The organism is Alkalibacillus aidingensis, from assembly GCF_014595945.1.
Taxonomy (GTDB): Bacteria; Bacillota; Bacilli; order Bacillales; family Alkalibacillaceae; genus Alkalibacillus; species Alkalibacillus aidingensis.
Map to the genome: position 1 here is coordinate 21,690 of NZ_JABXWU010000009.1, position 14,387 is coordinate 36,076.

The following is a 14,387-nucleotide window of genomic DNA, read 5'->3' on the forward strand; positions in this document are numbered from 1 at the left end:
ACACATAGGTACAGTGTAAGCTTTTTTAATTAACCGTATTTTGTAGATTTTAACCGTAAATTTCTTGAATTAACTGTATTTTATCCAAATTAACCGTATTTCTGAAATTTTAACTGAAAACCTCAAAAATTAACCATAAAACTTATTTCACCAATCGAAATATTCTTTATCCGAAGTAATAAATGTGCTATACTATCGTATATATTATTATGAAAATTTTGAAATAATTTTAGGAGGATTTTAAATGACAAAAACAAGCTATCCAATTGTTTGGGATCTCGATGTCTTCTTTAAAGGTGGAAGTGAATCAGAAGAATTGCGTCGTCACCTTGATGAAACGAAAGAACGTCTAGCTACATATGCCGATAAGCTTCAACAGTTTACCACTCCTACTTCTAGTGGACAAGCCGATGAAGTCGCTAACTTAATTGAAGAAGGATCTGACATTTCATTTCACATTCGTCAAGCTGGTGCGTTCGTCAGTTGCCTTGAAGCACAAGACATGAGTGATGCGAAAGCAAGTGCTTTACGTAGTGAAATCACAGAGCTATCTGCTTCTTACGGTTCTGCTTTTAACGCATTCAAGCAAAAGCTTTCAAAAGCAGAAGAAAATGTATGGGAAGCGATCGTAAACCATGAGAAGTTAAGCGAACTTTCATTTGTTTTAAATGAGTGGCGTGACTCTGCAAAAGAACAGCTGTCAGAAGATGAAGAAGCACTCATTTCCGCTTTATCTGTTGATGGTTATCATGCTTGGGGACAAATGTATAACACGATTGTTGGTGGCATGACCGTTAACGTAACAGTTGATGGTGAGGAAAAAGAATTATCTGTCGGACAAGCTAATAACCTCCTATCCCATGAGAACCCTGAAGTGCGTAAAGACGTTTACGAAAAACTAGAAGCCGCTTGGAAAGAAAAAGAGTCTCTTTTCGCTAATACACTAAACCATTTAGCTGGTTTCAGACTTAACACTTATAAAAAACGTGGTTGGGACAATGTGCTAAAAGAGCCACTTGATATTAACCGTATGGAGCAAGATACTCTAGATGCGATGTGGGGTGCGATTACGAAGCATAAACAGCCGTTTGTTGACTTCTTATATCGTAAAGCTGAGTTACTTGGTAAGGACAAATTAGAATGGTATGACTTAGGCGCACCGACACAGAAAAATAACCAGAAACTTTCTTATGACGAAGGAGCTAGCTTTATCCTAAAGCATTTTGAACAGTTTAGTCCAAAAATGGCTGAGTTCTCAAAAACAGCTTTTGAGGATGCTTGGATCGAAGCAGAAGATCGCCCTGGTAAGCGCCCTGGTGGTTTCTGTACAAGCTTTCCATTAAGTGAACAGTCTCGTATTTTTATGACATATAGTGGTTCAATGTCGAACGTGGCAACACTTGCACATGAGTTAGGGCACGCTTTTCACTCCTATGCGTTAAAGCCAGTCCACCCACTTAACCGTCGTTACGCGATGAACGTGGCGGAAACAGCTTCAACCTTTGCTGAGATGATTGTTGCGGATGCATCAGTTAAAGAAGCAGAAACAGAAGAAGATAAGATTGCGCTTTTAGAAGATAAACTACAGCGTAGCGTGGCATTCTTTATGAACATCCACTCACGCTTTTTATTCGAAACTCGCTTCTATGAAGAGCGTAAAAATGGCTTTGTTCCAGCAAGTCGCTTAAATGAGTTAACCGACGAAGCGCAGCGTGAAGCTTACTGTGACGCCGTTAATTCAACGAGCCCAAGCTATTGGTCTAATAAATTACACTTCCATATTACAGGGGTTCCGTTTTACAACTTCCCGTACACATTTGGTTACTTGTTCTCACTAAGCATTTATGCCAAAGCGTTAGAGGAAGGTACTAGCTATGAGGATAAATACATCGCCCTTCTTCAAGATACTGCAAGAATGTCTGTTGAAGACCTGGCGAAGAAACACTTAGATGAAGACATTACCAAAGAGTCCTTCTGGGAAAAAGGAATCGAGCTTTGCAAAAAAGATGTTGAAGAATACCTACAATTAACTAGCAAATAAATTTCTAGGAGGCCAACGCGCAGAAGCCTTCTAAAAGAAAAATAAGACCAGTCAGGATTGATTGCACCTGACTGGTCTTTTGTATTTTGTTGATTTAGATTTAATTGATAGTCGTGTTCTCTTGGTTAACCGGTTTGCAGATGAATGTTGGAAAAGAAATTGACCTCTGTTATCAATCACCCTATTCATGAGTTGGATTCGGGAATAGAGACCCGTTATCTGTTCCAATTAAGTTGGTTGAGACCGAAATCTGGGAAGAGAATGCCCTTCTCTTTTCCCGGTTCACACGATTGGTAGCACCATCTGGGAATAGACTGTCGCTCTCTTTTACCACCTCAACCGATCACCAGCCCCATCCGGGAATAGACTGTCGCTCTCTTTTACCACCTCAACCGATCAGCAGCGTCATCCGGGAAAAGACTCCTCCTCTCTTTTCCCAGTTCAACCGATCATCAACTCCTTCTGGGAAAAGACCTACCTTTTTCTCTTCCCGCCTCAACCAATGACCAACGTCACCCTGGAAGAGAGACCACCCACCTCTTACCTCCCAGTTCAACTGAATCAACCACATTTTCTATGAATGGCTCATAACTTTCTTCTCATAATAATAAAAAGGCTGTTTAAAATCGCCATGTCTCTGTTTGTCGACCAAGGTGTACTCACCTTTTTCAAAAAGTCTAAGTGCAGCGGTATTTTCACCATTGGTATCTGTTCGAATATAGGAAACGCCTCGTTCAGCAGCAAGTTCCTCTGCAAATTGATAAAATGCTAAACCAATCCCCTGCATGCGGACATTTGGATCGACGGCTAAGCGTTTAATACATAAATAATCCGCTTCCTCTGACCAGTTAATTTCATCATATTCATGATGGCCGTGGTCACTAATACAGGCAACGCCGACGACCTCCCCCTCATATTCATATACATATAGTTCATCCTGATTAAGATCCTCTTCATAATGCCTTTTCGTGGGATAGCTTTCTCCCCACTGGGTCATTCCAGCATTAGCCATTATGTCTTTTGCTTGATTGACCAATGCCTCTATCTGGTTCAAATCTGTATATGTAGCTTTTCTTATCAAGTTGATCACCTCTTCTTTAAAGCATTTTAAATAAATACATACCAAGAATCAATCAATTGACATTCAAATATATCTTTGAATAAAATATATTCAAACGAACTTTTGAATGAGAAAGTAGGTGTGAATGGTGAAACTACCAAATTGTACGTCTGAAATCAGTGAAGAACGACTTCAATCTATATATACATCGGTTGAAAGTAAACCCACCCTAGAAATCGCCAAACTTTTTAAAGTTTTGGGCGACCCAACACGGGTGAAAATCGCACAGGCACTCCATCTAGAATCCGAATTATGCGTTTGTGATGTTGCGGCAATTACTGAAACATCCGTCGCGTCTGCATCACATCATTTAAGAACTTTAAAAAAACATGGATTAACCAAAGTTAGAAAAGACGGGAAAAATGTCTATTACTCGTTAGATGACCATCATGTGCATAGCTTAATTACCATCGCCACGCTGCACCAGCAAGAACTGGAGGAGTCCCAATGAGTCAGGAGACGTATTATGTTAAAGGAATGTCATGTACATCATGTGCGCAAACCTTTGAAAAGAACGTCAAAGATCTCCCAACTGTAGAAGATGCTGAAGTTAACTTTGGTGCCTCTAAAATAACGGTTTATGGGGGAGCATCTGTTGAACAAATCGAAAAGGCTGGCGCATTTGAGAACCTAACAGTTACTAAAGAGTATGAAGCTCATGCAACTAAAAGTAAATGGTCGTTGATCCAAGCGAATTGGCACATCCTTTTATCTTTTGTGTTATTAAGTGTTGGCATCTATTTATTACTAACGCTAGGAGATAGTCATCCACTCACGATTAGCATTTTTATCATTTCCATTGCTGTCGGTGGATATCACCTGATTCAGACTGGTTTAAAAAATTTAATTAAGTTCCGGTTTGACATGAAAACGTTAATGACGATTGCCGTCATTGGTGCTGCATTAATTGGCGAATGGGTCGAAGGTGCTGTAGTCGTGATTTTATTCGCCATTAGTGAAGCGCTTGAACGTTTTTCGATTGATCGTGCGCGTGCGTCCATTAAGTCGTTAATGGAGATTGCGCCAAATACTGCTAGAGTCATCAGACAAGGCGAGCACAAAGAAATTGACGTTTCTGATATTCATCTCAATGATACAGTCATCATTAAACCTGGGGAGAAAATCCCTGTTGACGGAACCGTTTTAAAAGGCTCTTCTGCCATTAACCAAGCGGCAATTACTGGCGAATCCGTCCCGGTTTTTAAAACGGATGGTGACGATGTATTTGCTGGAACGTTAAACGAAGAAGGCTACTTGGAGGTCAACGTAACTAAGTTGGCTGAAGAATCCACGCTAGCAAAAATAATTCACCTAGTTGAAGAAGCACAAAATGAAAAAGCACCAGCACAGCAATTCGTTGATCGCTTCGCCGCTTACTACACGCCACTTATTATGTTAATAGCATTAGGAGTAGCGACTGTTCCACCTATCTTTTTTGGATTAAGTTTTGAAACTTGGATTTATCAAGGATTAGCTGTTCTCGTTGTAGGTTGCCCCTGTGCGTTAGTAATCTCAACCCCTGTTGCCATTGTAACAGCCATCGGTAATGCAGCCAGAAATGGTGTATTAATTAAAGGCGGTGCTTATTTAGAAACACTAGGTGATATTAAAGCAATTGCGTTTGATAAGACCGGAACAATTACTCAAGGAACCCCTGTTGTCACAAGCTATCAACTATTCGATACGAATACTGAGCCTGAAGAACTTTTCCAAAAAGCAAAGGCTTTAGAGGAAATGTCACAGCACCCACTAGCTAAAGCGATTATTCAATATGCCGATCAGCATTTTAAGCAACCAGCAGCACTAGACGTTCAACATTTTCGTTCAATTACAGGGAAAGGAATCACCGGAACGATTGATGGGTCTACTTATCAGATTGGTAATCCATCTATGTATGAACAGCTAACTAGCAACATTGAATCTGCAGTTATACAATTACAACAAGCAGGTCAAACCGTGGTATTGGTAAGTCGGGATCATGAAATCATCGGCTTGATCGCTATTGCTGATGTCATCCGTCCAATGGCCAAAGAAATGATCGAGCAACTCAACCAACTCAACATGAAGCAGACGGTATTGCTAACTGGTGACCACGAGCAAACGGCTCAATCAATTAGCGAACAAGTCGGGATTAAACATTACCTAGCTCAATTATTACCAGAAGATAAACAACAACAAGTTAAAGGGTTAAAAAATCAATACGGCCAAATTGCCATGGTTGGTGATGGAGTTAATGACGCACCAGCCTTAGCATCATCTGACGTTGGAATTGCGATGGGAAGTGCAGGAACTGATACAGCCTTAGAAACAGCTGACATTGCACTAATGGGAGACGATTTAGCCAAACTTCCATTTACTGTCCGATTAAGTAGGCGCACATTAAATATTATTAAACAAAACATCGTCTTTGCACTCGGAACAAAGCTATTTGCACTACTACTTGTGATTCCAGGTTGGTTAACTTTATGGATTGCCATCCTAGCCGATATGGGTGCGACCTTATTAGTGACACTCAATGCCTTACGATTGTTAAAAGTTAAAGAATAAATAACAGAAAAGTATCGCCAACATTCAACATGGCGATACTTTTTTATTTAGTTTGGCTCTGTTAAAGTTTAGTGTTGATGATGAAAAGATTACTCTTAGTTGTTGTATGGTGAGAGCGAATCACCATAACAACAACGGACTTTAACAGAGCGTTTAGTTTAACAACTTTTTCACTTGCTCGATTAATTGCTCCATCTCTTCATCCGTACCAATTGAAATTCTGACAAAGCGATCTAACTCTGGACGATTAAAGAACCTAATAAAAATACCAGCTTCCTTCAAGGCTTCATACAACTGTTTAGCTGAAATCCCTTTAGGCTCAACCAAGATAAAATTAGCCTTGGAATTTAACACGTCAAAACCGATATCAGCTAACGCTTCACTTACCCACTTGCGAGTTTTTATGACCTGATTCAAAGTCTGTTCATAATACGCTTCATCTTTAAGAGCCACTTCAGCCCCTACTAATGACACGCGATTAATCGTGTATGAATTAAAGGAATTCTTGATTCGCTCAAGCCCCTCGATCAAATGTGATTGACCAATAGCATAACCAACACGAATTCCAGCTAGCGCATGTGATTTAGATAACGTTTTCGTCACTAACAAGTTAGGGTACTTCTCGACTAATGCGACTGCTGAATCCGCGCCAAACTCAACATAAGCTTCATCAATAATAACGACACAGTTGGGATTTCCTTTTAAGATCTCTTCAACTTGTGATAAGTTCATTGCTAAACCTGTTGGGGCATTAGGATTAGGGAAGATTACGCCTCCGATTGCTTGCTTCATTCCTTCAACATCAATTGAAAAGTCCTCTAACAATGGAACCTGTTGATAAGGAATATCATACAGTTTTGCGTATACAGGATAAAAACTATAGGTGATTTCCGGAAACTTGATCGCTTCATTAGGATCAAAAAATGCCTGAAACGAAAAAGCTAACACTTCATCTGAACCATTACCGACAAACACTTGATTACCATCCACACCTTCACGATTAGCGATCAGCGTTTTTAAGGAATCAACTGTTGGACTTGGATATTTTCTAAGATCGTGGTCCACTGACTCTTTCATGGCTGTTAAGGCTTGTTGAGAAGGTGAGTACGGATTTTCATTCGTATTTAATTTAATCACATCTGGTTGTGCTGGCTGCTCTCCTGGGACATAAGGGCTCGTCTTTTTTACCGTACGGCTCCAGAACTTACTCATCTGAATCACCCTTCATTCGATTAGTCAAAACTTCCTTCACATCCTCAATCGATAAGCCTTGTTCTACCATTAACACAAGCACATGGTAAGTTAAATCAGCTATTTCCATCGCCAAGTTTTCATGATCATTATTTTTAGCACCAATAATCACTTCTCCAGACTCTTCGCTTATTTTCTTGAGAATTTTATCGACACCTTCATCAAATAAATAATTCGTATAGGAGCCTGGTTTTGGGTTTTCCTTTCGATCTGTAATCGACTTAAAGACATCGTGAACGATATCTCGTTTATAGGTCGGCTCGCCCTCTACAGGAATGTCCCGATAAAAACAACTTCTCTCACCTGTATGACAAGCAGGTCCCACTTGTTCAACCTGCACTAATAATGCATCTTGGTCACAATCATAACTAATCCCTTTAACATGTTGGACATGACCTGAAGTCGCTCCTTTGTTCCATAACTCTTGTCGACTTCTACTAAAAAACCATGTCTGCTTAGTCTCGATCGTCTTCTCTAATGAGTCTTTATTCATATAAGCAAGCATCAACACTTCTCCTGACTGTTGATCTTGCACAATAGCTGGTATTAACCCTTGTTCATCAAATTTGATATTAACGTCAACCATTTGTATTCACCCTAACCTTATTGGAAGTTCGTGATCATATAAATATTGTTTTAAATCAGGTAAATTGATCTCTCCAAAGTGGAATACCGATGCCGCTAATGCTGCATCTGCCTTACCTTCTGTCAGTACTTCTAAAAAGTGTTCTGATTGACCTGCACCACCTGAAGCAACGACAGGAATATTTAACATCTCTGATAACTCTGCCATCACTCGGCATTCATACCCTTGTTTAACACCATCTGTATCCATGACATTGAGCACAACTTCACCAGCGCCTCGCTCTTCACCTTCTCGTGCCCATTCAAATAATCGTCTTCCCGTATTTTCACGACCACCTTTAACAAAGACAAACCATTCACCATCTACCTGTTTAGCATCAATCGAAAGCACCACACATTGATTGCCAAATCGTTTAGCAGCTTGATCAATAATCGATGGGTCGGCAACAGCGGCACTATTAACCGAAACTTTATCAGCACCGGCTTTTAACACTTGTCTAAAATCTTCGACTGAACGAATGCCACCACCTACAGTAAACGGTATATGTACCTCTTCAGATACACGCTCAACGACATCTAAGAAGATCCCACGCTTTTCAAAAGAAGCCGTAATATCATAAAACACGAGTTCATCAGCACCTTGTTCACTGTACTTCTTCCCTAACTCAACTGGGTCGGCAACATCACGAATATTGGCAAACTTAGTCCCTTTAACCACTCGACCATCTCTAACATCTAAGCATGGGATAACTCGCTTCGCTAACATGTTGTTGGCTCCTTCATGACATCAACTAGATTAATGGTTTCTTCATAAAGAGCTTTACCAATAATCGCTCCATAAATTTCCGAGTCACTTAGCTTACGAACATCCTCCATGGAAGACATCCCACCTGAAGCAATGACTTGTAAATGGGTTTGGTGATTCATTTCATTTAATGCTTCTATATTTGGCCCTTCAAGCATGCCATCCCTTGAAATATCGGTATAAACAATTGTCTTTACTCCCACAGAATCTAAGCGTTTAGCAAAGTCAATCGCTTGAACTTCTGATGTTTCCAACCATCCATCAGTCGCTACTAAACCATCCCTCGCATCAATTGACACAACAATCGCTTCGCCATACATTTCGACGGCTTGCTTCACTAATTCAGGATTCTTTACAGCTGCTGTCCCTAAAATCACTCGCTCAACGCCTAAATCTAACAATTGAGTAACCCTTTCAAGTGAACGAATACCACCACCAACCTGTACAGGAACCGGAACTTCACGAATAATCGATTGAATGATCGATAAATTATTAGATGGATCACCTTTAGCTGCGTCTAAATCAACTAAGTGTAAATAATTGGCACCTTGTTCAACCCAGCGCTTAGCCATTTCAATTGGGTCCCCATAAGTCGTTTGTTCATTATAATTACCTTGCCTTAATCTGACGCACTGTCTATTACGTATATCAATTGCAGGGAAAATCCTCATGTCACCAACTCCCCAAAGTTTTTTAAAATTTGCATACCTACTCGCGCACTCTTTTCAGGGTGATACTGCATCCCCATTACATTGTCCCTTTGGACGGCTGAGGTAAACGTCATTCCATACTCCGTCTCATGTAAAATATCTTCTCGGTGTTTCGGTCTAGCAAAATAGGAATGAACAAAATAAACATAGTCCTGATCACCAACCTGTGAGTTGATCGCAAAGTCTTTTTTCGCCCCATTAAGCTTTAACTGATTCCAACCCATATGTGGAACTTTCACATCATCTTGAAATCGGACAATATCACCTTTAATTAACCCTAATCCTTGGTGCTCTCCGTATTCAAAGCTTCTATCAAATAGTAACTGCATCCCTAAACAAATCCCAAGAAGTGGCTGGCCTCTTTCTGCCTGGCTTTTAATCTCATTAACAAATCCTGCCTTCTCAAGACGATTCATCGCCTCACCAAAAGCGCCAACCCCAGGAAGAACTATCCCAGATGACTCTTTTAAATCACTTGGATTTGCGGTAATCCTTGCATCAATCTTGAGCGTCGATAAAGCATGTTTAACGTTTTTTAAGTTTCCTGCGCCGTAATCAATAATTGCAATCATAGAAGTAAGCTCCAATCCTTACAAAGTCCCTTTAGTTGAAGGTATGTCGCCATTCGTATCTTGAATGGTCATCGCCTCTTTTAATACTCGACCAAGTCCTTTAAAAATTGACTCAATAATATGGTGGTTATTCTTACCATGAATCAATTTAACGTGTAAAGTAAGTCCTGCTTGATTAATAAAAGCACGAAGAAATTCTTCAACCAATTCCGTATCAAATTGACCGACCTTCTCTCCTAACCCCTCGACATCAAAAACTAAGTATGGACGGTTTGATACATCTACTGATACTAAGCTTAAGGACTCATCCATTGGTGTGAAATCCGAAGCATAACGTTTAATCCCACGCTTATCTCCCAATGCCTCTTTTACAGCTTGCCCTAAGACAATTCCAACATCTTCAACGGTATGGTGATCATCTACATCTAGATCCCCATCAGCTTGAATCGATAGATTAAAAGACCCGTGTGCAGTTAGGAGAGTCAACATATGATCAAAAAAACCAATACCTGTTTGTATGTCGACACTCTTCTCACCATCTAATTGCAATGTTAAATTTATAGCTGTTTCGCTCGTTTCCCGGTTAATCGTTGACTGTCGCATTTTCTCACCTCATTTGAATCGAATTCGAATAGATTCGGCATGGGCATCTAGCCCTTCTTCCTTAGCGAAGTACTCAATTTGCTGACTAGCCTCAGCAAGTGCTGTTTGATCATAATAAATCACACTAGATTTTTTCATAAAATCATAGACTCCAAGTGGTGATGAAAATTTAGCAGTACCGTCTGTTGGTAATGTGTGATTCGGACCTGCAAAATAATCACCTAGAGGCTCTGGTGAATATTCGCCTAAAAAGATAGCCCCTGCATTCTCTACCTTAGACAATTTTTGAAAAGGGTCATTAACGTGTAACTCTAAATGCTCCGGTGCTAATTGATTGACCAAATCAAAAGCAAGATCAAGACTTTTCATCAGATAAATAACCCCTTGATTAGAGATAGATTGTTTCAAAATATCTTGCCTATTTAATGTCTGCAATTGCCGCTCAACTTCATCTTGGATTTGTCTTGCCATTGTTGGACAATCCGTTACAACTATAGATGAAGCTAATTCATCATGTTCTGCTTGTGCTAATAAATCCGCTGCAACAAAACGAGGATTCGCATCAGCATCCACAACTATACAGACTTCACTTGGACCGGCAATCATGTCTATACCAACATCACCAAAAACATATTTTTTCGCTCGAGCAACATAGGCGTTACCTGGTCCGACAATTTTATCAACAGCTTGAACGGTTTCTGTACCATAAGCCAGGGTAGCAATGCCATGCGCTCCACCGATTTTAAGAACTTCATCTGCTCCTGCTATTTTAGCCGCAACTAATGTATTAGGGTTAACCTTCCCATCTGGTTGTACAGGCGTCGTGACAACAACTTGTTTGACCCCTGCTACTTTGGCTGGAAGGACATTCATTAACACAGTTGATGGATATGCTGCTTTTCCACCCGGCACATAAACACCGACCCGTTTCATTGGCCTAATTTGCTGACCTAACCAAATCCCCTCTTGGTCATTGGTGAACCACGACTGTTCCTTCTGAAGAGCATGATATCGACTTATATTGCCTTTGGCTTCTTGTAAAACAGAAATAAACTGTTCACTTACCTTTTCAAAGGCTTGCTCAAACTCAAGTTCAGAGACTCTAAAGTCGGTTAACTCTACTCCATCTAATTGGTTAATATATTGATAAACAGCGTCGTTACCTTCACGCCTAATCGTATGAACAATCTCATGGACACGTTCGTCTACCTGATCATAATTGGTTTGATCACGATTAGAACGCTCATAAGCAACTTGTTCTAATTCATCTTGTTCAACCTTTTCAATTCTCATGATCTAACACTTCCCTTCGTATCCACATATGCTTGCACTTGTTCAACGACTGGACGAATTCGTGAATCTTTCGTTTTAAAACTTGCTTTATTTACAATTAATCTAGCACTAATATCCATCATCTCTTCTAACTCAACGAGATGATTTTCCTTTAAAGTGGTCCCTGTTTCCACAATATCCACAATGACATCACTTAAACCAACTAGTGGTGCAAGTTCCACAGAACCATTTAGTTTAATGGTTTCCACTTGCTTTCCCTGCTGGTTAAAGTAGTCTTTAGTGATCTTAGGATACTTGGTGCCAACAGTGAGTTGATGACTTTGATTTAGATCATAATCAGGTCTACCAGCAACGGCGAACTTACACTGACCAAACCCTAAATCGACTAACTCAAACACATCACTTCCTGCTTCTAATAATGTATCCTTACCAGCAACTCCTATATCAGCAGCACCATTTTCCACATAAGTACCAACATCAGTTGCTTTCACTAAAATTAACTGAAATTGCGAATCATCACTTAAAAACATTAATTTACGAGACTTCTTGTGATAGGACGTAAAAATGATTCCAATCTGTTCCAATAATTCAATCGTTAAATCTGCTAATCTACCTTTAGCTAAAGCAATTTTAATTGGTTGCATAGTCTTCTAACCCTACCTTCTTCTGTAAATCAATTACAGAATTAAACGAACCTTGATTTGTACCACAATTTAAACGATAGCTCTTACTGGTAAAATCAATTAAATCACCACTTATCTCGGCATTTAACGGAGCATATACCATGTTTACAACAACCCCTTTGGCCCTAAGGCTCATGGCCAAATCCATCGCTTCTTTTAGTTCTTTCTCGCTAGTCGATATAGTTATGGACTGGTTCGCTTCAATATCTGCTCGGTTTTGTTGTTTTAAAATTGTCATTAAGTCATCTACATAAAGTCCAAACCCGATCGCACTCGTCTTTAAATCGAAGTACTTAGTCAGTTCATCATAGCGGCCACCCTGAATGATCGGTTTACCATAGCCTTCTACATAAGCTTGAAACATCACACCCGTATAATAATTGAGGTGATTAATTAACCCTAGATCAAGGGAAACGTACTGCTCATACCCGAGCCTATGTAGTTGCTTCACCAGGGAATCTAATTTCTCAACTGCTTGCCTCATCTCGTCGTTTAATACCAGTCTCTTAGCTTCTGTTAAAACCGTTTTAGGTGAACCAAATAAATTAGGAATGGCAAGCAACACTTGATAAATATCCTCATCAATTTCCAGAGTATTCAAATAGGCTTTTAATTCGTAACCATTTTTAGCTTCGACCTTTTTTTGAATTTCCTGCTCTTCAGATGGTGGTAATTGAGCGCTCTTTAATAGTGACTTAAAGAAGCTCGCTTGACCGATCTCTAACTGAATCCGTTCTATTCCTGACTGTTTTAACATCTCAATAGCTAATGAAATCATTTCCACATCATGAAGTGGGTGTGCATGATCAAACCATTCTACCCCAACTTGTGAGAATGATCGTGACGTTCGGTCAGACTCACTACTTTCCATTCGAAAAATATTAGTCACATAGCAAAACTTTTTCACATCTAGTTGTGATTGAGAAACCATGCGTGCAATTGGAACAGTTGCATCTGGTCGTAATACTAATACTTTTCCATCAGGATCAATCAATTTAATCATTTGATCAGCATCCATGGTTCCAGGTACATTCATAAACAAATCGTAAAATTCAAAAGTTGGTGTTTGAATTGGGTTATAACCATAAGTATTAAGTAAACGTTTATAATTGTTAATCAAAGATTCTTTTAAATGATAATCGTCTGTATATAAATCGGATACGCCTCTAGGAAGCTGTTGACCACTCATCTAAAAACACCTTTCTTTATCTCTCTATTTATTTATCACTTTATCAGATTAAAGATATAGTTTATAATTTTAGACAGTGTACAAGAATCTGTCAACCATTTAAAATGAGATTTATAGAATGAAAGGATGAAAAATATGTTTGATAATCATATGCACTCTAACTTTTCCGCAGATTGTGAAGCCCCTATGGAAGAAATGATTAATGCAGCCATTCATAAACGTATTAAAGAAATTTCGTTTACTGAACACATTGATTATGATTATCCTGATCTAACTATCACATTTGATGTTGATCTTAACAGGTATACAAAACAAGTTCATGACATGCAATCAAAATATTCATCAATGATAAACATTCGTAAAGGAATTGAAATTGGTATTCAGCCACATCTACCTGAGCGATATCACACATTACTTACAGAAGAGGAATTTGATTTTATTATTTGTTCCATGCACACTACGGACCGAAAAGATTTGCACTCAGGAAGGTTGTTTGAAGGGCAATCGTTAAATGATGCCTATGAAAAATATTATACAGAGCTTTATGAATGTGTGAAAAACTTCGATCAATTTAGTATTCTTGGCCACCTTGATTTAGTTACTCGTTATAAATATGAAGAAGGTGTGTATCATTTTCTCGATATTATTGAGGAGATTTTTAAGATAATTATTCCACGTGGACAGGGAATCGAAATTAACACTTCTGGCTATAAATATGGGATGAATCGTTTACTTCCAAGTAGGGATATTCTACAACTTTACTATGATATGGGTGGTGAAATTATTACCGTTGGATCAGATGCCCACCGTCCTGATCGCGTTGGTGATCGTATTGGTGAAGCGTATCAATTATTGCAGGAAATTGGATTTAACTATGTATCTACTTTTGAAAACCGCAATCCAACTTTCCATAAGTTACCTCAGTTGATTGGGTAATGGTGAGAATGATATGAAGAAAGAATGGTTCTATTTCAAATAATAACACCAT

14 protein-coding genes are annotated in these 14,387 nt (G+C 39.2%); 4 read left to right on the forward strand and 10 right to left on the reverse strand.

Going from position 1 to position 14,387, the window contains the following annotated elements; translation table 11 throughout:
- The first annotated feature begins 244 nt into the window (after positions 1-244).
- A complete protein-coding gene (locus HWQ49_RS11725) occupies positions 245-2,041 on the forward strand; it encodes a M3 family oligoendopeptidase (RefSeq protein ID WP_188207811.1) in 1,797 nt (598 codons plus the stop codon).
- Between the two features lie 574 nt (positions 2,042-2,615).
- Here HWQ49_RS11725 and HWQ49_RS11730 read toward each other — a convergent pair.
- The gene (locus tag HWQ49_RS11730; protein WP_188207812.1) at positions 2,616-3,122 is read right to left on the reverse strand and encodes a GNAT family N-acetyltransferase; all 507 of its coding nucleotides are present in this window, start codon (positions 3,120-3,122) and stop codon (positions 2,616-2,618) included.
- Positions 3,123-3,246: 124 nt separating this feature from the next.
- On the opposite strand from HWQ49_RS11730, the gene HWQ49_RS11735 reads away from it, so the two are divergent.
- Both HWQ49_RS11735 and HWQ49_RS11740 read left to right on the forward strand, forming a co-directional pair.
- A complete protein-coding gene (locus HWQ49_RS11735; RefSeq protein ID WP_188207813.1) occupies positions 3,247-3,612 on the forward strand; it encodes an ArsR/SmtB family transcription factor in 366 nt (121 codons plus the stop codon).
- A complete protein-coding gene (locus tag HWQ49_RS11740) occupies positions 3,609-5,708 on the forward strand; it encodes a heavy metal translocating P-type ATPase (protein WP_188207814.1) in 2,100 nt (699 codons plus the stop codon). The genes HWQ49_RS11735 and HWQ49_RS11740 overlap by 4 nt, the downstream gene beginning before the upstream one ends.
- A 153-nt stretch (positions 5,709-5,861) precedes the next feature.
- Here HWQ49_RS11740 and hisC read toward each other — a convergent pair whose 3' ends face one another.
- The 9 genes from hisC to hisZ are packed head-to-tail and all read right to left on the reverse strand — an operon-like array spanning position 5,862 to position 13,399.
- Entirely contained in the window at positions 5,862-6,920 is a 1,059-nt protein-coding gene (gene hisC / locus HWQ49_RS11745; protein ID WP_188207815.1) for a histidinol-phosphate transaminase, read from the reverse strand.
- On the reverse strand, positions 6,913-7,545 hold the full coding sequence (hisIE, locus tag HWQ49_RS11750; RefSeq protein ID WP_188207816.1) for a bifunctional phosphoribosyl-AMP cyclohydrolase/phosphoribosyl-ATP diphosphatase HisIE: 633 nt from the start codon (positions 7,543-7,545) through the stop codon (positions 6,913-6,915). The genes hisC and hisIE overlap by 8 nt, the downstream gene beginning before the upstream one ends.
- A 6-nt stretch (positions 7,546-7,551) precedes the next feature.
- A complete protein-coding gene (gene hisF, locus HWQ49_RS11755; RefSeq protein WP_188207817.1) occupies positions 7,552-8,310 on the reverse strand; it encodes an imidazole glycerol phosphate synthase subunit HisF in 759 nt (252 codons plus the stop codon).
- Positions 8,304-9,020, reverse strand: coding sequence for a 1-(5-phosphoribosyl)-5-[(5-phosphoribosylamino)methylideneamino]imidazole-4-carboxamide isomerase (gene hisA / locus HWQ49_RS11760; RefSeq protein ID WP_188207818.1), 717 nt, complete (start codon positions 9,018-9,020; stop codon positions 8,304-8,306). Before hisA ends, hisF begins: the two co-directional genes overlap by 7 nt.
- Positions 9,017-9,631, reverse strand: a complete 615-nt coding sequence (hisH, locus tag HWQ49_RS11765; protein ID WP_188207819.1) for an imidazole glycerol phosphate synthase subunit HisH — start codon at positions 9,629-9,631, stop codon at positions 9,017-9,019. The genes hisA and hisH overlap by 4 nt, the downstream gene beginning before the upstream one ends.
- Positions 9,632-9,649: 18 nt before the next feature.
- A complete protein-coding gene (gene hisB / locus HWQ49_RS11770) occupies positions 9,650-10,234 on the reverse strand; it encodes an imidazoleglycerol-phosphate dehydratase HisB (protein WP_188207820.1) in 585 nt (194 codons plus the stop codon).
- A gap of 9 nt (positions 10,235-10,243) precedes the next feature.
- Positions 10,244-11,527 (reverse strand): histidinol dehydrogenase, encoded by a 1,284-nt coding sequence (gene hisD / locus HWQ49_RS11775; RefSeq protein ID WP_188207821.1) that lies wholly within the window; start codon positions 11,525-11,527, stop codon positions 10,244-10,246.
- Positions 11,524-12,171 carry an ATP phosphoribosyltransferase gene (hisG, locus tag HWQ49_RS11780; RefSeq protein ID WP_188207822.1) on the reverse strand — a complete coding sequence of 216 codons (648 nt, stop codon included), beginning with the start codon at positions 12,169-12,171 and terminating at the stop codon, positions 11,524-11,526. Before hisG ends, hisD begins: the two co-directional genes overlap by 4 nt.
- Complete coding sequence (gene hisZ, locus HWQ49_RS11785; RefSeq protein WP_188207823.1) at positions 12,158-13,399, reverse strand: ATP phosphoribosyltransferase regulatory subunit; 1,242 nt, start codon at positions 13,397-13,399, stop codon at positions 12,158-12,160. The genes hisG and hisZ overlap by 14 nt, the downstream gene beginning before the upstream one ends.
- Positions 13,400-13,534: 135 nt before the next feature.
- On the opposite strand from hisZ, the gene HWQ49_RS11790 reads away from it, so the two are divergent.
- Positions 13,535-14,335, forward strand: a complete 801-nt coding sequence (locus HWQ49_RS11790) for a histidinol-phosphatase HisJ family protein (RefSeq protein ID WP_188207824.1) — start codon at positions 13,535-13,537, stop codon at positions 14,333-14,335.
- Positions 14,336-14,387 lie beyond the last annotated feature (52 nt).

Coding starts and splice junctions, on each gene's coding strand:
- hisIE (WP_188207816.1), bottom strand. CDS start 7,545: ATGGTTGACGTTAATATCAAATTTGATGAACAAGGGTTAATACCAGCT.
- hisF (WP_188207817.1), bottom strand. CDS start 8,310: ATGTTAGCGAAGCGAGTTATCCCATGCTTAGATGTTAGAGATGGTCGA.
- hisA (WP_188207818.1), bottom strand. CDS start 9,020: ATGAGGATTTTCCCTGCAATTGATATACGTAATAGACAGTGCGTCAGA.
- hisZ (WP_188207823.1), bottom strand. CDS start 13,399: ATGAGTGGTCAACAGCTTCCTAGAGGCGTATCCGATTTATATACAGAC.
- HWQ49_RS11790 (WP_188207824.1), top strand. CDS start 13,535: ATGTTTGATAATCATATGCACTCTAACTTTTCCGCAGATTGTGAAGCC.
- hisH (WP_188207819.1), bottom strand. CDS start 9,631: ATGATTGCAATTATTGATTACGGCGCAGGAAACTTAAAAAACGTTAAA.
- HWQ49_RS11725 (WP_188207811.1), top strand. CDS start 245: ATGACAAAAACAAGCTATCCAATTGTTTGGGATCTCGATGTCTTCTTT.
- HWQ49_RS11735 (WP_188207813.1), top strand. CDS start 3,247: ATGGTGAAACTACCAAATTGTACGTCTGAAATCAGTGAAGAACGACTT.
- HWQ49_RS11740 (WP_188207814.1), top strand. CDS start 3,609: ATGAGTCAGGAGACGTATTATGTTAAAGGAATGTCATGTACATCATGT.
- hisB (WP_188207820.1), bottom strand. CDS start 10,234: ATGCGACAGTCAACGATTAACCGGGAAACGAGCGAAACAGCTATAAAT.
- hisG (WP_188207822.1), bottom strand. CDS start 12,171: ATGCAACCAATTAAAATTGCTTTAGCTAAAGGTAGATTAGCAGATTTA.
- hisD (WP_188207821.1), bottom strand. CDS start 11,527: ATGAGAATTGAAAAGGTTGAACAAGATGAATTAGAACAAGTTGCTTAT.
- hisC (WP_188207815.1), bottom strand. CDS start 6,920: ATGAGTAAGTTCTGGAGCCGTACGGTAAAAAAGACGAGCCCTTATGTC.